The sequence below is a fragment of the Clostridium malenominatum genome (assembly GCF_039521365.1).
Classification (GTDB): Bacteria; Bacillota; Clostridia; order Clostridiales; family Clostridiaceae; genus Clostridium_AW; species Clostridium_AW malenominatum.
This window is the reverse complement of sequence record NZ_BAAACF010000001.1, coordinates 265,829-289,559: the sequence shown is the minus strand read 5'-3', so window position 1 is coordinate 289,559 and position 23,731 is coordinate 265,829. Positions and strand designations below refer to the sequence as shown.

At 31.5% G+C, this 23,731-nt stretch carries 11 protein-coding genes and 1 riboswitch; of the genes, 4 read left to right on the top strand and 7 right to left on the bottom strand.

Features of this window, described 5'->3' with window-relative positions:
- Positions 1 to 91: 91 nt before the first annotated feature.
- The 3 genes from ABDZ69_RS01485 to ABDZ69_RS01475 form a co-directional block, all read right to left on the bottom strand.
- Positions 92 to 8,527 (bottom strand): glycoside hydrolase family 94 protein, encoded by an 8,436-nt coding sequence (locus ABDZ69_RS01485; RefSeq protein WP_343765721.1) that lies wholly within the window; start codon positions 8,525 to 8,527, stop codon positions 92 to 94.
- A 197-nt stretch (positions 8,528 to 8,724) separates the two neighbouring features.
- A complete protein-coding gene (gene lysA / locus ABDZ69_RS01480; protein WP_343765718.1) occupies positions 8,725 to 10,017 on the bottom strand; it encodes a diaminopimelate decarboxylase in 1,293 nt (430 codons plus the stop codon).
- 69 nt (positions 10,018 to 10,086) lie between these two features.
- Positions 10,087 to 10,253, bottom strand: a riboswitch (Lysine riboswitch).
- A 63-nt stretch (positions 10,254 to 10,316) separates the two neighbouring features.
- Complete coding sequence (locus tag ABDZ69_RS01475) at positions 10,317 to 11,618, bottom strand: M18 family aminopeptidase (protein ID WP_343765716.1); 1,302 nt, start codon at positions 11,616 to 11,618, stop codon at positions 10,317 to 10,319.
- A gap of 117 nt (positions 11,619 to 11,735) precedes the next feature.
- On the opposite strand from ABDZ69_RS01475, the gene ABDZ69_RS01470 reads away from it, so the two are divergent.
- Positions 11,736 to 12,893, top strand: a complete 1,158-nt coding sequence (locus ABDZ69_RS01470; RefSeq protein ID WP_343765714.1) for a cation diffusion facilitator family transporter — start codon at positions 11,736 to 11,738, stop codon at positions 12,891 to 12,893.
- A gap of 78 nt (positions 12,894 to 12,971) precedes the next feature.
- On the top strand, positions 12,972 to 14,045 hold the full coding sequence (locus ABDZ69_RS01465; protein ID WP_343765712.1) for a PRK06851 family protein: 1,074 nt from the start codon (positions 12,972 to 12,974) through the stop codon (positions 14,043 to 14,045).
- Between the two features lie 21 nt (positions 14,046 to 14,066).
- Here the strand turns inward: ABDZ69_RS01465 and ABDZ69_RS01460 are convergent, their stop codons facing one another.
- The gene (locus ABDZ69_RS01460) at positions 14,067 to 16,202 is read right to left on the bottom strand and encodes a HelD family protein (RefSeq protein ID WP_343765710.1); all 2,136 of its coding nucleotides are present in this window, start codon (positions 16,200 to 16,202) and stop codon (positions 14,067 to 14,069) included.
- On the bottom strand, positions 16,195 to 18,054 hold the full coding sequence (gene ftsH, locus ABDZ69_RS01455) for an ATP-dependent zinc metalloprotease FtsH (protein ID WP_343765708.1): 1,860 nt from the start codon (positions 18,052 to 18,054) through the stop codon (positions 16,195 to 16,197). The genes ABDZ69_RS01460 and ftsH overlap by 8 nt, the downstream gene beginning before the upstream one ends.
- A gap of 236 nt (positions 18,055 to 18,290) precedes the next feature.
- On the opposite strand from ftsH, the gene ABDZ69_RS01450 reads away from it, so the two are divergent.
- Complete coding sequence (locus ABDZ69_RS01450) at positions 18,291 to 19,187, top strand: acetamidase/formamidase family protein (protein WP_343765706.1); 897 nt, start codon at positions 18,291 to 18,293, stop codon at positions 19,185 to 19,187.
- 265 nt (positions 19,188 to 19,452) lie between these two features.
- Here the strand turns inward: ABDZ69_RS01450 and ABDZ69_RS01445 are convergent, their stop codons facing one another.
- A complete protein-coding gene (locus tag ABDZ69_RS01445; RefSeq protein ID WP_343765704.1) occupies positions 19,453 to 19,953 on the bottom strand; it encodes a TspO/MBR family protein in 501 nt (166 codons plus the stop codon).
- Between the two features lie 185 nt (positions 19,954 to 20,138).
- Here ABDZ69_RS01445 and ABDZ69_RS01440 point away from each other — a divergent pair, with 185 nt between their 5' ends.
- Entirely contained in the window at positions 20,139 to 21,380 is a 1,242-nt protein-coding gene (locus tag ABDZ69_RS01440) for a Fic family protein (RefSeq protein WP_343765702.1), read from the top strand.
- A gap of 101 nt (positions 21,381 to 21,481) precedes the next feature.
- On the opposite strand, the gene ABDZ69_RS01435 is transcribed toward ABDZ69_RS01440, so the two are convergent.
- Positions 21,482 to 23,686 (bottom strand): DNA topoisomerase III, encoded by a 2,205-nt coding sequence (locus ABDZ69_RS01435; RefSeq protein ID WP_343765700.1) that lies wholly within the window; start codon positions 23,684 to 23,686, stop codon positions 21,482 to 21,484.
- Positions 23,687 to 23,731: the final 45 nt, after the last annotated feature.

Sequence of the window (23,731 nt, the reverse complement as noted above, 5' to 3'; positions counted from 1 at the left end):
TTAGTGCTTTAGTTATGGTGGAAATTCCCTTTGGGAAATTTCTTCGTTAACTAACCAACTAAAAAACTGAATAAAAGTTGCTCTGCAACTTTTATTCTATAATCATTTTAATTCTGTGTTCCCCACTTTCTAAAAATGGAATCACTTCTCCATCTAACTTTTCTCCATTTAAAGTTATTTCCTTTTCTTCTCCTCTTTCTACCTCTATATAATATGTGTTTTCTCCTCTTTTGTAAGTCATTTTGTAACCATTCCAACTTTTTGGTATTCTTGGCTCCAATATAAATCCCTTATCTTCTTTTAACTCAAACCCTAGTATTCCATTTATAGCAGTAGTATACATCCATCCTGCTGCTCCTGTGTACCAACTCCAACCTCCTCTTCCTATGTGTGGTTCTATGGCATAAACATCTGCTGATATTACGTAAGGCTCTACTTTATATCTTTCACAGTCTAAATATGAAGCAGTATGATTTATAGGGTTAATCATATTATATATATTCCAAGCCTTATCGTTAAAGCCAGCCATAGCTAAGGCTAGTATATACCACACCGCTGCGTGAGTATATTGCCCACCATTTTCTCTTACTCCTGGTACATATCCCTTTATATACCCCGGCTCTAAAGAAGATTCATTAAAAGGTGGTGATAGCAGCATTACTATACCCTTATCATATTTCACTAAATATCTTTCAACGGATAATATAGCCTCTTTACTTCTACTTTCCCTAGCCGCTCCTGAAATAACTGACCAAGATTGTGAAAGAGAGTCTATTTGACATTCATCATTTTGCGCTGAACCCAACGGGGTTCCATCATCAAAGTAGGCCCTTCTATACCAATTACCATCCCAAGCATTTTTCTCTATATTTTCTGAGATGAATTCTAACATTTCCTTATATATTTTTTCTCTTTCAAAATCTCCTTGCACTCTGCATAGATTAATAAAATCTTTAATGATGGTATATAAAAACCACCCAAGCCATACACTTTCACCTTTGCCTTTATTTCCTACGGTACTCATACCGTCATTCCAGTCTCCAGATCCCATAAGTGGTATATTATGTTCTCCAAATTTCAAAGCTCTATCAATAGTCTTAACACAATGTTCATATATACTTCCTTTTCTTTCGGATTTTCTTGCAATATTATATCTTTCATCTTCTCCTTCTCTTAAAGGTTCATCCTCTAAATAAGGAGTTTCCTTATCCAATATTGAATAATCTCCTGTATTTTTTATATATTCTACAGTTACATAAGGAAGCCATAAAAGGTCGTCAGAGAATCTCGTTCTAATACCGCTATCTACAACAGGGTGCCACCAGTGCTGAACATCTCCTTCTATAAATTGCCTTGATGAAGAATAGAGTATTTGGTTTTTTGTAATTTCTGGCTTTAAATAAGATATTGCTAGTGTGTCTTGTAATTGGTCTCTAAAACCATAAGCTCCACCTGACTGGTAAAAGGCTGTTCTAGCCCAATATCTGCATACTATTACTTGGTACATAAGCCAACCATTTACCATTATATCCATGGTTTTATCTGGGGTATCTATTTGAATTGTCCCCAACAAATCCTTCCAATAGTTCTTTACTCTTTCTAATTCTTCTTGGGAGTTTTTTACGAAAGCAAACTCTTGCAGAATATCCTCTATTTTCTCTATGCTATCCTCTTCTCCAAGTAAAACTACCAGTGTTTTCTCTTCACCAGGCTTTAAAGATAGCTTTGCGTTTACTGCCATACAAGGGTCAAACCCTGCGCCAACACTGCCTGAAAAACTCTTTTTCTTTAATATTCCAGGATTTTCAAAAGAGCCTTCTTTCCCTATAAATTCTGTTCTATCTCCCGTAAAACTAACATTCTCACCACCTGATACCTTAAGGAAGGCTATTAGGTTCCCAAAGCTTTTACTATATGGATTTTTAGCATATATATATTGCTTATCTTCATTTATATAAGTAGATATATATTGAGCTGTTCCTTGAGGTACAACACCTAATACAAGCTGAGAGTAATAGGTTAGCGATAGATTTCTTTCTATATCCGTGTCATTTTTTAGTTTTACCAAATTTATTTTTACACTTTTATTTAAGGCTACGTAGGTTGTAAATTCTCCAACTATCCCATTATTCTTATGATTAAAAGAAGAATATCCAAAGCCATGTTCGATAATATAGCGCCCACTATTTCTTACAGGTCTCGGTGATATGCTCCAAATCTTACCTGTAACCTCATCTCTAAGATATAATCCCTCTGATTCGCTATCTTTAATAGGGTCGTTAGACCAGGTAGTTATTTTATGTTCTCTAGAATTTTTATTCCAGGTATAGGACATACCTCCTTCAGAAATATGAGAACCAAAGTCTCCATTAGAAAGTACATTTATCCAAGGAGCTGGAGTATTTTTATAGTCCTCCAATATTATAAAATACTTATCTCCCCTTTCACTAAAACCACCTAAGCTATTAAAAAATTGAAGTTTAGGAATAGTAAATTGGAAATTTCCCTCCTTATAAACCAATTCTCTAGGCTCAATAAAATTATTTTCATTACTTAAATCTTCTTTAACTTTAACTTGATTTATAAGACTTCCCTTTTCTCCATCTATAACTAGCCTTGCAATAGACAATATTAACTTCATATCCTCACTATCCATAGTAGCTTTGTTATAGGTAAATACTCCTCCAAATTTATTTATTTTATCTCTTGCGTGGCTGGAGTATACTAACTCTCTAATCCCTTCTTCTAAGGGTTGAATATAAGAAGTATCCTCTAGGTTTAGTATAACTAAGTCAGTTTTTAGTCCCTTAATGCTCCAATATTCATGAGCTTTTAGAAGCTGTCTAACTAAATCCAAATCCTCTTCTTTATTTATTTTTATAGCTATTATTGGTAGATCTCCTGATAATCCATATTTCCAAAGTTCAGATTGCCCTTTGTTAATATTTTTTATATAATCTTCTCTTTCTTTAAGATTACCATTTATAAATATAATCTTAGAAGCCATGGACTGATATAAATTTCCCATTGACGAATTAATACCTAAATATCTATTTTCCACTGTGGACTGTGTAGATGCAAGTTCGAAAACTCTGTTTATGGCATTCCAATCTCTATATTTTTTACAAAGATTTATTGCATCCCCTCTTTTATCTGCCACTGCCGTAATAAATGCTAAAGTTGCACTTTCTCCTGATGGAATTTCCACTCTTACTCTAAGGCTTAAAATAGGATCTAGTACTGCTCCTTTAGTATTAGTTAAAGGTGCATCATTTTCCATCACCTCTGGTTTATCTAAATCTCTATTTCGTCCTATAAAATTTGACCTACTGGTTTCGTATTGAACTTTTCCTACAACCTTTTCGTCTCCTATTAGAGTATGCATAACCCAAGGCTCTTTTCCATGACTTTCTCTCTTTCTTCTATAAGCTAGTAAACACATAGGCTCTTCCAAATAGTCTGTTCTCACAAATAGATTACTAAAGGTTGGGTGCACTATGTCTGCACTGTAATTTGCTAAGGTAACTTCTAGATAGCTTGTTACTTCAATGGTTCTGCTACTATTGCTATTATTAGATATTTTTATCTTTCTAACTTCTCCGTCATCCTCACTGGAAACTCCTATTTCTGTAAAACTTACTATATTCCCATCTCTTCTTTTAAATTCAGCCTTATCTTGGGCAAATATAACCTGATACTCTTCTCCCTCATATTTGCAAGGCTGATACGTATTACTCCAATATTCATTAGAATTGAGATTTTTTATATAAAAAAACATCCCAGTATTATCATTTGTTATATCTTCTTTCCATCTGTATACGTTCATACCCTCTCTTTTACTATAACCACTTCCTCTATTGGTGATCATAAGAGAATAGTTTCCATTTGAAAGCATATGTGTTTCTGGATAAATTGTTTTGGCTGTGGCAAATTTTCTTACCACTCCAATATTTCTATCCTTTGTAAATATATTTTCTTCTCCCTTTTCTTCTCGATCGTAAACTACATAATCTGGCATTCTTTCTTGAAGTAAAAGCTCAGAAGCTTTTACCCTAGGCTCTCTATGAAATCTTTCTTGAAGTATTTGTTCATTTAACAAATTATTTATTGCCATAAAGCTCATTCCCTGATGATGAACCATATAGGATTTTACTACCATATAGTTTTCATCTTTAGGTATTCTTTCCTTTGTATAATCTATAGCTTCATAAAGACCATATCTGCCTAAAAATCCCTCTTGTATAAATTTTTTAATATTCTCCATAGCATCTCTTGCATTTACCCCTAACGCCATTATAGTTGAATATGGAGATATAACTAAATCATTTGCAAGTCCTCTTTTAAGTCCTATTCCTGGTACTCCAAAGGCTTTATATTGATAATTTAAAGCTACATCAAAACCATAAAATCCTGACTCTGATATACCCCAAGGAATACTTTTCTTATCACCGTAATTTTTCTGTGTTTCTACTGCAAATTTATAAGTGTTACTTAACAGAGTATTAGGATAAGATTTCATTATAAGTAGTGGCATTAAATACTCAAACATAGTACCACTCCAGGAAACTAAACCTTTATTTTTATCTATAGATGCCAGTGGTCTTCCTAGCTTAAACCAGTGGTCTACTTTAACATCTCCTTTTGCTATGGCTAAAAAACTAGCCTGCCTTGCCTCAGATGCCAACAAGTCATAATAACAGTTATCTATTTTATCCCTTTCCACATCATATCCAATGGAAAATAATCCTCTTTCATCGTTAAAGAGCATTTTAAAATCCATTTTCTCTGAAATCTTATTCAAATCATCTTTAATTTTATAAATTCTATTCAAGAGGTTCTTTATATTATCTTTTCCAAGTAAAATATAGTTATATAGTGATGTATCTTTATCCTCTAGCTTATTTATTATTTCTTCTAAAATATCTATTAAATTCTTAGCCTCTATATTCTTTGGAATAGAGTTTAATTCTTCTAAGTACATTTCTTCTTCCCCGTGAAAGTATTCCATTTGGAGCCATGGAAATAAGTTAAGTAAATTTATCAATAGATTTTCTACAGTATTTTTTAACTTCTTATTCCAATACAAGCTTTCCCAATTATCAACTTTTGAGGCTTCTTCTATTTTGGATTTTATTATATTTAGCTCTCTTATAAAAACCCGTACCTCTCCTTTAGGGTTTCCTATGATTTCTATGGAGCTTTTATATAAATCTTTATGAAAACTTTCTACCTCTTTATTACTAAGCATTAGCAAAGTTTCAATTCCTTTAAAAATCTTTGGGTTAAATAATGGAACTTCTAAAAATTCACTAAAACTATTATCTATAAGCCATAGATATCCTAAAAGATTACCACTATCTACAGTAGATACATATTTAGGATATAAAGGTTCCTTTGTTTCTGTATTGTACCAATTATAATAATGTCCATTATACATTTCTAGAGTTTTCATAGTTTTTAGGGTTTTTTCTGTTCTTTCAACGCACCCTATCAAATCAGTATATCCTAAATCATAGGCTACTACATTAGATACTAAACCCATAGCTATATTAGTTGGAGAAGTTCTAGGCGCCACTCCATTTTCAGGGTATTCTTGATAGTTATCTGGAGCAAGCCAATTGTTTTTTTCATTATTAAAATCTTCAAAATATGCCCATATTCTTCTGCTTAATCCTCTTAAAATCTTTTCCTCTTCTTTATTTAAATTATATTTGTGTATTTCCAAATCCTTACTCACATAATATGCTACATAGGGACTTAAAAACCAAATTATACAGGAGGGTAAAAATATAAGAGCTAGATTAAAGGAATTATTAAAGGCTAAAATCCAAATTCCTAAAGCAATAGCGGAACCTACCCACATATATTTAATATAATCTGCTAAACTCTTTCCTGAAGCAGCCTCTGCATCTGCTGCAGTCTGCCATTCTAATAAATTTTTCTTACTTACCTTAAGTCTATATAAAGTTCGAATTATAGCATCTACCATCAAATAAGAAGTATGAGGTAAAAAAGTAAAGATTAAGAAAAACTGCTTAAAGGGTAACATTCCTATAGCTTTTACAGGTGGAACAACGCCTTCTGAAACACCAAATAGCAAAGGTGTAATTAAGGATACAAAAGAAAGTATTAATGCTATCTCTGGGTTTTTAAGTAGCAATAAAGAGGCTATTAATAATGTAATTATGGATGGATATAATAAGCTTCTTCTTAAATTATCAAATATTTTCCACCTGGATAATAAATTTAAAGAAGTCTTTTTAAATAACCAGGTCATCAATTGCCAATCTCCTCTAACCCATCTATGCATCCTTTTGCAACTAGAATTATAATAAGCTGGATAACCATCTATTAACTCTACATCCGTAAGAAGAGCTGTTCTAACGTAGGAACCCTCTAATAAATCATGGCTTAAAACTGAGTTTTCTTCTATTTCTCCCTCTAACATAAAGCTAAAAGTATCTATATGGTAAATTCCCTTTCCTGTAAATATGCCTTCTCCAAATCTATCTTGATATACATCTGAAATAGCTGTTGTATAGTGGTCTATACCTGTTTCTCCTGAGAAAACTTTAGAAAACAGGCTTTTATTTGCACTAATACTAGAAATATTTATCCTAGGTTGCATTAACCCATACCCTCTTAATATTCTTTTTTTGCCTGTCTCTATATGGGGATGATTTAGGGTATGGGCCATGGCACCTATAAGCTTCTTTGAAGAATTTATGGGGAGAATTGTATCTGCATCTAAAGTTATTACATATTTTACCTTACATAGTTTTTTTATATCTCCACTTATAATGTTATAACTAGTAGTTTCATCTCCTCTTATAAGTCTATTAAACTCTACAAGTTTTCCTCTTTTTCTTTCCCATCCAAGCCATAAACTTTCCTTTTCATTGTATTGCCTATATCTACTTAAGAAATAAAATATATCTTCTCCCTTCTTAGAATATTTTTCGTTTAACTTTTTAATTTCTTCTAAGGAAGTTTTCACTATCTTATTGTCTTCTTCATGGTTCTCTTCTTTCCAATCTCTAAAGTCTCCTAGTATTGCATAATAAATATTTTTACTTCTATTTCCAAGATAATAAACCTCTAAATCTTTTACCAACTCTCTTGCTCTTTTTTCAGAATTTATTAAAGTAGAAATAACTACAACACTACTGAATTCTTCTGGTATTTCCTCTTCAAACTCCATTTTAGGTATGAAATCCGGTGGTGTTAAATGAGTAATGCTCCAATTAATTATGGATATAACTATTTCACTAGAAGGAACTAATACTAATAAAAATGTAACTAGGTATTTCCATAAGCTCATATCTATATCCGAGGTAAAATAAACTAACAACACGGCTAATACTAAAGTGGAAATTAAGGCTAATGCTATATAATTTTTAGCTCTATGATTTCTATCATTAAATTTTAATTTTTTATAACCCTCATCCTTAAAGCCAATTTTATCCTTTAAACACTGTATTCCCTCGTCAATAATATAATATCCCACATGCTTTAAATAAGGCTTATCTGGATTTTCTTCTCCTTCAAGAGCACATTCTATAGCTTTTCTAGCTACGAAGGATTCTCCAAGCTTCATATGTCTTGCTAACCTTTCTATATTATGTCTATAATAATCTCTACTAGGAAAATCCATTTTCCCATAATCTTTACTAGGATCCTTTTTAAGTGTTTTTTCCACATAACTTAATCTTTCAAAGTATTCTATCCAGTTGAGAGATGAAAGTTCTCTCATTCCCGTTATACTATTTCCAATTAACATCCTATAGAAGGCTTGCCTTTTATGGTCTAGTGAAATTATTTTCTCATTATTGATGTCTTCCATGGCTAGCTTTTCATCTATCCATTCATATACTTGCTTATTTTCAAAGCCACTATCCCTTAATACTTTTAAAAGTCTTTCCGTGAAATAAGGTGTAAAACTTATATCTTGTTTAATTAAATTTTGTAATTCTTCCTCATTATTAGAACTTTCTATAAGTTTTTCTCCAAATATTTCTCCTTTGATTTTTTCACTATGACAATAAACTATATTGCTAGTTACTTTGCTAATATTATGTATTAGGGCTATTCTTATCATTACTGGTAATGACCATAGCTCTCCACTGCCTAGTATAGTATGTTTTTGATATTCCTTTATGAAACCTTCAATATTTCCTCCACTAACTCTTCCATCGGTTTCCTTAACTATCCTCTGTGCTATATGATAAATTCTAGGATAGTCCTTAACCAAAGGTAAGTTTTCATAGTAGTCTCTAGGCATGCTACTTTTTATGTACTTGTATTCCTTTTGTATTAAATATAAATTATCTAATAGCCACTCTCCTGCAGGAGGTATATCTCTTTTCGCCTTAACTTCCTTGCTTATAAAATCATACCCTTTTAAAATTTTTTCATAGTTACTATCTAAATTCTTTATAAGCTTTATTCTTGCTTTTATACTCTTATCTTTTCTATTGTAAGGACATTCTTCTACTAGGTCATCATAAAAGTCTTTGTAATCTATCATTATCTCCACCCCTTGAAAATCAAAAAAATTGCTAAGCAATTTTTCAGTTTTTTAGATGTTTAGTTTTTTAGATGTCTAGATATAGTGAAAATTTCATGGGAATTTCCTCATCAACTAAAAATCTAATTATCTTAAAATATTGTTCCCAAAAAACAAAAAAATATTATGGAGAAATTTCTCCATAATATTTTACTATTTTATATTTCATTGCTTATTAATTCATCATAACTTTGGCGTCTTGAAACTACTTTAGCTTTTCCTTCTTTAACAAATACCACTGGGGCTTTTGGTGTTTTATTATAATTGTTGCTCATAGAATATCCATAGGCTCCTGTAGTTAATACCGCTAAAATGTCTCCTCTATTTAATTTTGGAATTACCATATCCTTTAGCAGTATATCTCCAGATTCGCAGCACTTTCCTGCTATAGTTACCTTTTCTAAATCTATATTTTCCACATTGTTTGCAATTACACATTCATACTCTGCGCTGTATAGTGCAGGTCTTATGTTATCTGTCATTCCACCATCTACTGAAACGTATTTTCTAACCTTTGGAATATCCTTAATAGCTCCAATGGTATACAATGTTGTTCCTGCGTTACCTACTATGGATCTTCCTGGTTCAATACCTAAATATGGAATATCCATATTTAACTCTTTAACTTTTTCCTTTGCCCTATTTATAATAGCATTACAATATTCTTCTGTGGTTTTCGGCTTATCTCCTTCTTTGTAGTAAATACCAAAGCCTCCGCCTAAGTCTAATTCTTCTAATTTATAGTTAAATCTATTTTTAACTTCATTTGTAAGCTCTAGCATTACATCTACGGCATCTTCAAAAGGGGTAGTTTCAAAAATTTGTGAACCAATATGACAATGTAATCCAATTAAGTTTACATTGGAGTTATTAATACTCTTTTCTACTCCTTTAAAGACTTCATCTTCTAATAAAGTAAAACCAAATTTAGAGTCCACTTGACCAGTTTTTATATAATCATGAGTATGGGCTTCTATGCCAGGAGATACTCTTAAAAGTATTTTTTGAATTATTCCCTTTTCCTTAGCTATTTCATTTATTATGTCTATTTCCTCAAAATTGTCTACTACAAAGGCTCTAACCCCAAGTTCTATACCCATTTTAATTTCTTCTAAACTTTTATTGTTGCCATGAAAATATATTTTATCTATTGGAAAATCTACCTTATGGGCGGTATATAATTCTCCTCCTGATACTACATCTAAATATAATCCTTCTTCTTTAACTAATCTACACATCTCCTTAGTTAGAAAGGCCTTTCCTGCATAAGCCACCTTGTTTCCCATTTCCTCTGTTTTAAAATATTTAATATAATCCCTACAATTTTTTCTCATTAAGCCTTCATCCATTACATATAGAGGTGAGCCATGTTCTTTAACTAAATCTAAAGTACTTATTTCTCCTATATATAATGTGTTATTTTTAACTTCCATATCACCAAATAATCTCATTACCCTCATCTCCTCTAATAAAATAAATGCAGCTAAGGTACACCTATAGCTGCAATAATGACAACTTTGTGACCCTGTAGCTCTCCACCATCATAGTGACAACATTACATATATTTTATGCAACGCCAGAAAACAACTTTCCTCATTGTTTTCTTCGGCTATAACTCCTTTCCTTATTCTTCAAAGCGTGGCCGCTCCAAATAAGTACTATTAATTACAGCACCTCTACCCTAGGTAACTTTAATATGTTAAATTATTAAAAACATTTTAACACAATGCTTACTATCTTTCAATAGTAATTATAGTTTATAGAATATCTTAAATGAATTTGTTATAAAATAGTGATCATCAACTCCACCAAGTTCTCTTATTGAATGCATACCAAGAATTGGACTTCCTACATCCACAGAAGGTATGCTTATGTGAGAAGAAGTGATTGGTCCTATAGTAGAACCCCCTCTTGCATCTGAGCGATTTACAAACTTTTGTACTGGCGCCTCAGCCTCTTTACATAAATTCTCATATATAGTTGAAGAGTAAGCATCTGTAGTATAACTTCCATTGGCACTTAATTTAATAACTGGTCCTTTGTTTATTATTGGTCTATTTACAGGATCCGCTTTCTCTGGGGAATTTGGGTGAACTGCATGGGCTAAATCTGAGGATATAAGGAATGATTTAGCCAGTGCTCTAAAGTAAGGCTCTTTTCCCATTTCTTCTTTTTCTACAATTCTTTCTAATATACTAGATAAAAACATTGAATCCGCACCTTGTTTTGTTCCGCTTCCTACTTCTTCGTTGTCAAAAAAAGCTGCCACATTAACTCCTTTAGTATCTTCACTTTCAATTAATGCCTTAAGCGCAGCATGAACCATAGATAAATTATCTAATCTTGAACAGGAAATAAACTCATTATTTAATCCCATTATGCAGCCTTTTTCATACTCATATAAGAATAAATCGAAATCTAAAACCTCTTCTTTATTTAAATTTAATTCACCACATATTAAATTTACTAAATAATCTTCTTTTTCTAGAGTGCTATTTATTACTCCCATTAAAGGTATTGTATGAACTTGAGGATTAAGCTCTACTCCTTTATTAACTTCTCTATTCATATGAATTGCTAAATTTGGTATTACGAGTAATGGCTTATTAATATTTACTAACTTCTCTACAGGTTCCATTAAATTTTCTCCCCGAATTATAACTCTTCCAGCTATAGCTAAAGGTCTATCCAGCCAAGTATTTAAAATAGGTCCTCCATAAACCTCAGTATTTAATCTCAAATATGCTCCTTCACTTACCATGTATGGATTGGGTTTTATTCTGAAAGTAGGAGAGTCCGTATGAGCACCTATGATTTTAAATCCATTTTCCACTACACTTTCCTTTCCCATTAGAAAAGCTACTATGGCTGAACCATTCTTTTTAACATAGTATTTTCCTCCACGTTCCAAAAGCCAACTATCCTTTTCTTTTAATTCCTTATATCCACAACTTATCAACATATTTTCCACAGTTTCCACAGCATGAAAAGATGTTGGGCTGTTATATGTAAAATTTATTAATTCCTGCGCTAATTTTAACTTATCATTCATTTTTATCCCTCCGTTAAAATACTATTATTATTAGAATAACATACTTTATTTATGAATTGTATTATTTTATTAATATTTGTTATAATAGCTATAATATAAAGACAGGAGGGTAATACAATGCTTTCTCAATTATTAATTAAAACCTTTATAAAAAAAGATACTAGAGATTCCTATGGTTTCCTAGCGAGTATAGTGGGAATACTCACTAATTCCCTTTTATTTATAATAAAACTTTTTGTGGGCATAATAACTAAAAGTATATCCGTTACTGCTGATGCCTTTAACAATCTTTCAGACGCAACTTCATCACTTATAACTATGCTTGGTTTTAAATTAGCTTCTAAGCCGGCAGATAAGGAACATCCCTTTGGGCATGGAAGATTAGAATATTTATCTGGACTTGTAGTTTCCTTTATGGTTATCATTGTAGGCTTTGAATTTATAAAATCCTCTTACCAAAGGATAACTAACCCTGTACCAGTAAATTTTCAAACTATACCATTTATTTTAATTCTACTATCAATAGGTACTAAGATTTGGCTAAGTAGATTTAATAATTACGTGGGGAAAAAAATTAATTCTTCAGCCCTACAAGCCTCTTCTTATGATGCTCTAGGTGATGTTTTTACCTCCAGCTGTGTTGCTTTATCCTTAATAGCATCAAAGTGGATTTCATTTCCTATTGATGGCTACATCGGGATTTTAGTTTCACTTTTCATTATGTATTCTGGGTATTCTTTAATAAAAGAAACCTTAAACCCATTACTTGGTGAAGCTGCTGATCCAGATTTAGTAGATAAAATAATAAATGGAGTGTTAAGTTATAAATATATTACAGGGGTTCATGATTTGATTATGCACAACTATGGCCCTGGAAAGTTCATGGCTTCAATACATGCAGAAGTTCCTCAAGACATTTCTTTAGTTCAGATACATGAAATTATAGATAGAGCGGAAAGAGAGCTTTCAGAAAATCTTAACATAGTGCTGGTTATACATATGGACCCAATAAACACTAATGATGAAGAAGTTAATTTTGCCTTAGAGGAATTAGAAAAAATAATTAAGAATTATCCTCTTATAACTTCCCTTCATGATTTTAGAATGGTTGGAGAGGGTGAAAGAAAAAATCTAATTTTTGATATAGTTATTGATTACAAACAACCCCTTACAGAGGAATTTCAGTGTAATATAGTAGAATCATTAAATAAAGATATCAAAAATATTCATCCAGAATATAATGCCATTATAACCATAGATAGGGATTTTATGTGATTTTTTAAATTTTTTTCAACATAATAGTGGCATCAGCATAGTATATATTGATTCTTATATTTGGGAGTGAAGTATATTATGATAAAAGAAAGACATTTTTTCCCTGGAAGCAATACTTCTAAGGGTTTTCATTCATTTTTTCAATACATTTTACCATTAAAAGATGCGAAGAGATTATTCTATATAAAAGGTGGCCCTGGTACAGGCAAATCCTATTTTATGAAAAAAATAGGCCAGACTTTTGCTGATAAAGGATATTCCATTGAGTACTTTCATTGTTCTTCTGATAATGAATCCTTAGATGCAGTGTTAATCAAAGAACTTGGCATAGTATTGCTAGATGGTACCGCCCCTCACATTAACGATCCTAAAGTTCCTGGAGCTTTAGATGAAATCATTGATTTTGGGGTTTGTTTAGATGAGAAAAATTTGAGCTTATCAAAAAACGATATAATGAATGTGGATAATAAAATAAAAGATAGCTTTAAAAGAGCTTATTCCTATTTTGCAGCTGCAAGAGCCGTTCATGATGATTGGAGCTACCAAAATAATAAAGCCTTAGACAGAAACAAACTAAAGGATTTAAAGAAAAAACTAAAGGATTCCATACTAGAAACAAACTTAGAGGGTTTAGGCGAAGAAAGACATTTATTTGCTACAGCTTTTACTCCAAATGGAATAATAAGCTATGTAAATACAATTTACGATTTTTGTGAAAAAATTTATGTTTTGAAGGGTGGCCCAGGCACGGGAAAAACTGAAGTATTAAGTTATTTAAAAGAAGAAGCTTTAATAAACGGACATAATGTTGAAGTATTTCACGATCCTTTAATTCCTGAAAGAATAGAACATTTAGTCCTTCCTGAACTAAGTATTGCTATTCTCACTTCAAACGAAATAAACAAACAGTCCTTTAGCGGTATAGAGATTGATATGGAAACCTTGCTAGATAAAGACCATATAACTTCCGCTAGCCACTTTATAAAGGAAAGTCAGGATACTTTTTATACGTTACTAGAGCAAGGACTTAAAAACTTAGTAAATTGTAAAAAGCTTCATGATGAAATTGAGCAGTTCTATGTGGATAACATAGATTTTAAATGTAGAGACCATATATCTGAAGGTATTATGAATAGACTTATGAAATATTAAAGGAAGCTAATTTAGCTTCCTTTACTTTATTTTCACCTTGAAAACATATAAATTATGTAGTGCCCTTGTAGATTTAACATACATCATTTTTGAATAGTTAGGAGAGTTATTCCCCTCATCTATTATTATTACTCCGTCAAACTCTAATCCTTTTGAAAGATAAGAAGGTATGACAATTTCCCCTGAACTATAAATAGCATCCTCTCTATCTATAGTTTTAATATACATCTTTGCTTTAATAAGTTTACTTATATATTCCGTAGAGTTTAAATCTTTACATATTACCGCAATAGTTTCTAATCCCTTATCTTTTAATTCCTTTATAGCAGCTATTATTTTGTTTGCTAGTTCTTCTTCATGGATTATTTCCTCTTCTACTATCTGTTCCCCATTTCTTACTAATGGAATTATTTCTTCTTTATCCAAATAGCCATTAGCATATTTCATTATTTCTTGAGTAGATCTATAACTTTTGTTTAGTGGATATCTTTCCAAGTTATCAAGCTTTAAATACTCTTCTATATAGCTCATAGCTATTCTATCTTCATAAGGAATTAATCTTTGATTACTATCTCCAACAATAGTAAAGTTATTACATTTAGTCAGTTCTTTAATTACAATAAACTGAAGTGGGCTATAATCTTGTGCTTCGTCAATAACCACATGTTTAATATCTTCTTTATAAGTTATGCCCTCTAATTTAAGTTTTAAATATAATATAGGGGCTAAATCATCCACTATAAGAGGTTTATCTTTATTAAATTTATCATATATGTCTATGATTTCTTCATTTTTAAGCCAAGAAAGCCTCTTCTTTTCTTCTATAACTTCAATTATTACATTTCTAATACTATTTCTTCTTCCATACTCTAATTGGCTTCCATGAAGATTTAATTCTTCCGGAGTCATTTTAGATAAGGTTTCTTTATATTTCTTTTCTATTTCCCTTATTTTTTCATCCCTAGCATCTTTAATTTTAGTAAATATAACTCTCTTAATTCTTTTACTTCTTTTAAATAGATGCATGGTTTTAAAGTGATAATTAAATAGCTTTTCTATTTCTTCTTTATGTAAAATTACCTCTCCGAAAAATTTCACATCTTCCGGCTGAAAATAATTTTTATTTATATCTTCTATCAATTCATCTAGTTCTTTAATATATTTATAAGAACCCTTATGTTTAACTTCTTTTATAAACTCTTCATCACCATTAATTATTCTCTCCATATATTCTCTTAAACTCATCACTTCATCCAAATTTATAAGAGATAATGCAAAATCAGTAAAGGTGCTTTGTTTAACTCCTACTTCACCGAGACTTGGTAAAACCGTTGAAATATACTCCATAAATATACTATTAGGTCCAAGTATTAAAACCTTGTCTCCTAAAATATTTCTAAAGTTATAGAGTAAGTATGCTATTCTATGTAGAGCTATAGTTGTCTTTCCACTACCTGCTACCCCATCAACTATTAAAGTTTTGTTGTAAGACTGTCTTATTAAATTATCCTGCTCTTCTTGTATTGTCATGATAATATCTTTTAACTTATCACTGGAATTGCTGCTTAAAACCATTTGAAGTATTTCATCTTTTACATCTAAGGCTGAGTCAAATAGTCCCATAAGCTTGCCTTTTTTTATAATTAGTTGGCTCTTTTTTAAAATTTCCGCCTTAATTTCTCCAGCAGGGGCTCTATAAGAAGCCTCTCCTAATTTACCAGCATAAAAAAGACCTGATACTGGAGATCTCCAGTCAATTACAATAGGCTCATAGGTATCCTTTGGTGTAACTCCAAATCTTCCTATGTAAATTTGTTCTTCTTCTAATGAATCTTCTTCAATAAAGTTTACTTTTCCAAAGTAAGGGGAAGAAGCGAGTATAGTTAGCTCCTTCAATCTTTTATCTATAAATCTAAATTGCTCTTCTAAAACATATCGCTCATGGTCGAAGTATTCTGCTACCTCATCTTCATCATCTCTATACTCATTAAGATTATCTTTTCTATGATTTGTAATATAGTCGATTATAGATTTTCTGCTCTCTATTGAATGTTTTATCTCACTATTTATAATAGCTATAGTGTCTTCTAACTTTTCTTTTTCTACATTAAACTCTATTTCCTTTAGAAGTTCTCTTTCAATTTCAGGATTAATCATTATCCTCACCCTTTACAATTTTCATAAATTCATCGCCCATAATAGTTTCCTTTTCTAGTAGCGTTTCCGCAATCTTAGTTAATAACTCTCTATTTTCTGTTAAAATGTCGATTGCTTTTTTATGAGCATCTTTTATTATACTTAAAGTTTCTTCATCAATGGCGGACTCTGTTTCTGCACTACAATTTCTAACAGGTCTTCCATCTAAATATCTATTAGATACAGACTCTAATCCCATCATATCGAATCTTTCAGTCATACCATAAATAGTAACCATGCTTCTTGCCGTACTTGTAGCTTTTTCTATATCATTAGAGGCTCCTGTGGACATACTGTTAAATTCTACTTCCTCTGCCGCTCTTCCTCCTAGCATAACACAAATTTGATCAAACATTTCTTCTTTTGTAATTAAATACTTTTCCTCTGAAGGTAGTTGCATAGTGTATCCCAACGCCCCCATGGTTCTTGGAACGATTGTAATTTTGTGAACAGGGTCAGTATTATGGAGAAGGGCTGCAACCAAGGCGTGACCAACTTCGTGGAAAGCCACTGCTCTCTTTTCCTTAGGAGATAATATCCTATCCTTCTTCTCTTTTCCCGCAATTATTACCTCAACAGCTTCACTTAAATCTTCTTGAATAACTTCCGTTCTGCTATTTTTAACTGCTCTTAAAGCCGCTTCATTTATGATATTTGCTAAATCTGCACCTACAGCTCCAGGAGTTGATTTAGCCACAGCATTTAAATCTACTGTGTCGGAAATTTTAACACCTTTAGCATGAACTTTAAGTATATCTTCTCTTCCCTTCAAATCAGGCCTATCTACAATAACTCTTCTATCAAATCTACCTGGTCTTAAAAGAGCTTTATCTAAAACTTCAGGTCTGTTTGTAGCTGCTAGTATTACAACTCCCTTAGAAGAATCGAATCCATCCATTTCAGCAAGCAATTGATTTAAGGTCTGTTCCCTTTCATCATTTCCGCCAATAGCTCCATCTCTACTCTTTCCTATAGCATCTATTTCATCAATAAATATAATACACGGTGCCTTCTCTTGAGCTTGATTAAATAAATCTCTAACTCTGGCAGCTCCCATACCTACAAACATTTCAACAAAACCTGACCCTGAAATTGAGAAAAATGGAACTTTCGCTTCCCCTGCTACAGCCTTAGCTAAAAGGGTTTTTCCCGTTCCTGGAGGACCAACAAGTAGTGCTCCTTTAGGAAGCTTTGCACCAATTTCAGCATACTTTTTAGGATTATGGAGAAAATCTACAATTTCTACTAAGGATTCTTTAGCTTCTTCTTGTCCTGCCACATCTAAAAATGTTACCCCTGTCTCGCTTTCAGCATAAATTTTAGCAGTATTTTTTCCAAAGGACATAACTCCACTACCCATTTTTTTATCCAATCTCCCAAATAAGAATCTCCCTAGAGCCATAAACATAAAGAATGGTAAAATCCAATTTATTATGAAGCTTTTTAAAGGGCTAATAGGTTTAGGAAGAGGTTTATCATAGGGTATTCCTCTTTTATCTAAGTCTTCTTTAAGCTTAGTTTCGCTATCTTGAAACTTACCAGTATAAAGAGTTTTCTTTTCAAACTCTGTACCTTCCTTTGTAGTGAATACAATTCTATCTGTACCAAACTGTACCTCTTTAATTTCATTCTTTTCTACCATGGAAATAAACTGAGGATATTTAATATGTTTAACCTCAGTATTTACAAAATAGTCATTAATCAAAAAAACAACTAGAGTTACAATGATAGCGTAGTAAATAATATATTTAAACTTCTTATCATCGAAATTAGTATTTTTATTATTGTCACTTTTTTTATTATTAATAGCCATGTTTCCCCTCCCACATAATTTAAAGTCTACATTAATTATAATAGATAATTATACAATTTATAATATAGTTTACAATAGTTTTAATAATAGTTATTTATTTATACATATTTTATTTATGATACCCCTATATGGTAATTATACTTTATTCTCTAGGAATAATAAAGAACAAATTCAAGGTGTACATTTTACCCTAACTCATAATATAAATATAAGTATATATTAAAAGGAGTGATTGTGTGTTAAAGATATTTTCCAACAACAACACCATACGCGAGTTTAACAATACTAATCAAGGAATATATTTTGTATCAGAACACGAAGAATTTTGGGTTGAAACCTTAGATTGCTTTGGAGGACAGTTACAGAGCGAAAAAGATTTAAGACCAAACATAGATACATCACTAATGAACTCTTCTACAGGTCCAATAGTTTTGGATGGAGCTGCTGAAGGCGACACATTATGCGTAGAAATACTAGATATTTTATTAGATAATCAAGGGGTTATGACTACCGCTCCTGGCTTAGGGGTTTTAGGCCACAATGTAAAAGATTATAATACAAAAATCATACCTATCAAAGATAACAAAGCTTATTTTATGGAGGATATAGTAATTCCCATAGAACCTATGATAGGAGTTATAGGTACTGCTCCTAAAGAAGGAAACCATAGCTGTGTACTCCCTGGAATTCATGGAGGTAATATGGATACTAGAGAAATTACTATAGGGTCAAAAGTTTACCTGCCCGTATTTATAAAAGGTGCAAACTTAGCTATTGGAGATCTTCATGCAGCCATGGGAGATGGCGAACTTAGCGGAACTGGCATTGAAATTGGAGGGAAAGTTAAGCTAAAGGTTAGCTTAATTAAAAGAACAGTTCTTAATAATCCAAGGGTAGAAACAAAGGATTATTTAATTACCATAGCCAGTGCAAAGGAATTTAGAGATGCTATAAAAATAGCTTCAGAGGAAATGGTTTATTTCCTTCAAGAAACTCTACACTTAACCTTTAAAGATGCCTATAGACTTATGAGTGCAACCTGTCACTTAAAAGTAAGCCAAGCTGTAAACCCACTGGTGACGGTGAGGGTTTGTGCCCCTAAAAAGATACTTGCAGTAGACAGCTTTTTCTAGTTTTTTAGATTTTTAGTTTCTTAGTTAACGATGAAATTCCTGCGGAATTTCTTCCTTAGACAAATATAATAAGGAACAAAGTTATAAATTTTAGGGCATTGGAATGAATAGTAAGCATTCTTCTTTTATATTTAAGAAGGTTCGTCAAGAAATTTTCATGTTTGAGCGAAGCGAGTTTGAAAATTTTAGAACCTGAAGGAAATATAAAAGATTAGAATGCTCTATTCATGACACAGCCTAGAATTTATAACTTTGTTCCCTCCACCTACATTTCATTAAACACCCATATATAAAAATTCAAAATCCCTGCCAAGGAAACCCATAGTATGTATGGTATCATTAAAAGACCTGCAGTTTTATCTATCTTAAAGAATTCAAAAGTAGTTAATAATATAAATATTAGCATTAATAAAAGAACTATAAATGCTAGTCCATATAGATTGAACCTAAAGAATATGGGAGTCCATAGTAAATTTAATGCCAATTGGATTACAAATAACTTAACTGCCTTTCTTACATCTTTGCCTTCTTTTCCTTTTATCAATACTCTGTATAAGGCAAGACCCATTAAAAAATATAATATAGTCCATACTACAGGAAAAACCCAACCTGGAGGAGAAAAAGGTGGTTTTATTAAAGTTTCATATAATTCTTTATTGGGCATGCCTAGATAACCTGATAAAAATCCCAAACCTTCAATTATAGCTATAATAATTATAAGCAATGGAATATTCTTTTTACCTTTAACTTTAAATATATTTTTCATTGTAACTACTCCCTACATATATATACTCTGACTATATATATGCTTAAAAATAAAAGAACATGCAATGTGTAATATCCTACAACATCTACTTATCAACTTTTTATTGTATTAGTAATAAATTAGTAGTAAAATAGTATAAAAACCTTTAGTTTGGTTATACTTTGAGAATAGGAGGTGCCTTATCTATGAACAATTTAATAATAAATTTTAATGAGAAATACTTAACAAGAAAAGAGATCGAATATCGCATTAAATCAGATGTAAATTTAGATATTCTTTGGGGCGAATTACTCCTTAATAGAAAAAAAACAGGAGTTGAAGTTCCACTTATAGATCAATCCTCAAATAACTTCTGGTTCAATTTAACTAACGATATCATTAAAAATATTGATTCAATAGATAACTCAGCTACGGAAGATTTATTTAAATCTGTTCCAATAGATTTAGAAGCTTCTGTTATTGCAGATGCTCTAATTGATGAGGCTTTCAATTCAAGTGTAATAGAGGGTGCCTTTTCTACTAAAAGAAGAACAAAAGAAATGATAGAAAAGCATTTAAAGCCATCAAACAAAAGTGAAATTATGATATTGAATAACTATCAAGCATTATTATATATAATGGAACATTTAGATGAGCCAATAAGTGAAGATACTATTCTATCCATATATAAGATACTTACTCAAGACACCCTTGTAGAAGATGATATAGTAGAAAAATATAGAACAGATGCTGTTTATGTCTGGGATACTAAAACTAGTAAGATAACTTATACAGCTCCACCTCATGAAACGGTTCAAGAGCTGATGAATTCATTATTAAAATTTATAAATTCTAATAATAATTATCATCCTATAATTAAAGCTTGTATAGTCCATTTTTACTTTGTTTATATTCATCCTTTTTTTGATGGTAATGGACGAACCGCTCGTGCAATTTCCTATATGTATCTTCTACAAAACGGCTACAAGTTCTTTAAATTTTTTTCTATTTCCAGCGTAATTAACGAAGAAAAAAATCGTTATTATGATGCAATTGAAAACACAGAAATTTATGATAGTGACCTCACCTACTTTATCAAGTATTACAGTAGTATGATTGTACGATCAATTAGCAAAATTAAAAATAACTTTAAAAAAGAATTTGGAAGAAGGTTAATAAAAGATACTTTGGATAAATCTGGAATTATATTGGATAAACGTCAAAATAAGATAATAAATCATTTTATTACCATTGATAAAAACTTTATAACAATTGAAGATTATAAAAAGAAGTTTAAAATATCATACGAAACGGCAAGAACTGATTTATTAGAACTAGAAACCATAGGCTTTTTTAAGAAGTCCAAAAAAGGTAAAAAATATATATTTATATTTAATGATTTAAACGAAATAATAAGTAATATCCATGAAAACTTTATTAGTATTTAAATCGTTCAATTATAGTAAAAATGTAGTATTAGAGTGGGTAATCATTAGATAAGAATTAGGCTAGCAGGATGAATTAATTCCATCCTGCTAGTTTTCACATCCTATTTATCTTTATTGAACATTTTTGCCAAATCTGCAAAAGCATTGTTAATTGGCGCTTCGCTTTCTTGTTTCATTTTTTTCATCATATTAGATACTTCTCTTTTATTTACTTTATCGCCCTTATTTTCAAATCTTTTATTAAAAGAAGATGCCTTTTCTCTAAAGTTACAATTACTATTTGGACAAGTATAAATCTGCCCTTCTCCTTGCCCTTTAAGCTCTAATCTTTTCTTACATTCTGGACATCTAGCATTTGTAAGCCTGCTTAAATTTTCTCTATGGCCACACTCTCTATCTTGACAAACCAGCATTTTACCTTGTTTCCCACTAACTTCCAACATGTATTTTCCGCAATTTGGGCACTTACTTCCTGTTAAATTGTTATGCTTAAATTTGTCCTTGCTATCTTTAACATCATCCACCAGCTTAGAAGAATACTCTCTCATTTTGTTTATAAAAACATCTCCATTTATTCTTCCTTTACTTATACCATCTAGCTCTTTTTCCCAGTTGGCTGTTAGAATTGGAGATTTTAAATCTTCTGGTACTAAGTCTATTAATTGTATTCCTTTAGATGTTGGATGAATTTCTTTTCCCTTTTTCTCAATATAAAAAGAATTATATAGCTTTTCTATTATATCCGCTCTAGTAGCTACTGTTCCAAGTCCACCTGTCTCTCCTAGAGTTTTTGCCTGTTCTTTATTAAGCTCCATATACTTTTGAGGATTTTCCATAGCTGATAATAAAGTTCCTTCATTAAATCTTGATGGTGGTTTTGTTTGACCTTTATTTATATTTACTGAGGTTAGATTTATTGCATCTCCCTTATTAAACTTTGGAAGAATTTGCTCCTTAATATCGCTATCTTCCCCATCTTTATCATCAAAATCTTCTTCCCTATCGTAAATGGCTTTCCATCCTTTTGATATTATATTTTTACCTTTAGCTATAAAAGCCTCTCCATTTACCTCCGCCTTTATGGTAACTTGAGTATATTCAAAGGGCGGTAGCATGACACTTAAAAATCTTTTAATAACTAAATCATAAATTTTCTTTTCATCACTATTCAAGTAGGATAAATTCACTCTTTCTTCCGTTGGAATTATAGCATGGTGATCTGAAACTTTGCTGTCATCTACAAAGCCTTTATGAGCTTTTATTTTATCCCTTAGTATATCGCCTACAAATTTGCTATATTGCCCTATGCCTACAGCCTTAAGCCTAGCACTCAACGTAGGAACTATATCACTAGAAATATATCTTGAGTCTGTTCTTGGATAGGTTAAAAGTTTATAGTTTTCATATAACCTTTGCATTATAGATAAGGTTTCTTTTGCGGAGAATCCAAATAATCTATTACCATCCCTTTGAAGCTCTGTTAAATCATAAAGAGCTGGTGCATTTTGCTTTCTATCCTTTTCTGATACCTCAACTATACTTCCACTTTTCCCAGTTACCTTAGATAGAATTTCTTTTGCGTAGTCCTCATTAAAGGTACTAAGATTTCCATTCTTGTCTTGCCAATTAAGCTTAGTTCCATTGGCGGTTCCAACTATAGTATAGTAATCTCTCGGTTTAAATCTCTTTATTTCCTCTTCTCTTTCCACAATTAATGCTAGGGTTGGGGTCTGTACTCTTCCTGCTGAAAGCTGAGCATTATATTTGCAAGTTAAAGCCCTTGTTACATTAAGTCCTACAAGCCAATCCGCCTCTGATCTACATACAGCAGATTTATATAGGTTTTCATAATCTCGCCCCGGCTTTAAATTATTAAAACCATCTATTATAGCTTTATCCGTTTGAGAAGAAATCCAAAGTCTTTTTATAGGCTTTCTAAATCCAACCTTTTCTACAATCCATCTTGCAACTAGCTCTCCTTCTCTTCCTGCATCGGTAGCTATTACAAGCTCATCTACATCATTTCTCGTCATAACCTTTCTAACTTCACTAAACTGTTTTGCAGTTTTACTTATAACATTAAGTTTCATTCTCTTAGGTAGCATTGGAAGAGTGTCCATGCTCCACTTTTTATACTTATCATCATAAGCCTCAGGATCTGCCAAAGTAACTAAATGTCCTAAAGCCCAAGTTACTATATATTTATTTCCTTCTAAATATCCATTTCCTTTTATATTACATTTTAAAACTCTAGCTAGTTCTCTACCTACACTAGGTTTTTCTGCCAGTACTAAAATTTTTCCCATTTGTTTTCCTCCACTTGTAAAATTGCATAGTAATTTTATTATATC

Coding starts and splice junctions, on each gene's coding strand:
- ftsH (WP_343765708.1), bottom strand. CDS start 18,054: ATGGCTATTAATAATAAAAAAAGTGACAATAATAAAAATACTAATTTC.
- ABDZ69_RS01485 (WP_343765721.1), bottom strand. CDS start 8,527: ATGATAGATTACAAAGACTTTTATGATGACCTAGTAGAAGAATGTCCT.
- ABDZ69_RS01435 (WP_343765700.1), bottom strand. CDS start 23,686: ATGGGAAAAATTTTAGTACTGGCAGAAAAACCTAGTGTAGGTAGAGAA.
- ABDZ69_RS01470 (WP_343765714.1), top strand. CDS start 11,736: ATGCTTTCTCAATTATTAATTAAAACCTTTATAAAAAAAGATACTAGA.
- ABDZ69_RS01445 (WP_343765704.1), bottom strand. CDS start 19,953: ATGAAAAATATATTTAAAGTTAAAGGTAAAAAGAATATTCCATTGCTT.
- ABDZ69_RS01460 (WP_343765710.1), bottom strand. CDS start 16,202: ATGATTAATCCTGAAATTGAAAGAGAACTTCTAAAGGAAATAGAGTTT.
- ABDZ69_RS01440 (WP_343765702.1), top strand. CDS start 20,139: ATGAACAATTTAATAATAAATTTTAATGAGAAATACTTAACAAGAAAA.
- lysA (WP_343765718.1), bottom strand. CDS start 10,017: ATGAGATTATTTGGTGATATGGAAGTTAAAAATAACACATTATATATA.
- ABDZ69_RS01465 (WP_343765712.1), top strand. CDS start 12,972: ATGATAAAAGAAAGACATTTTTTCCCTGGAAGCAATACTTCTAAGGGT.
- ABDZ69_RS01475 (WP_343765716.1), bottom strand. CDS start 11,618: ATGAATGATAAGTTAAAATTAGCGCAGGAATTAATAAATTTTACATAT.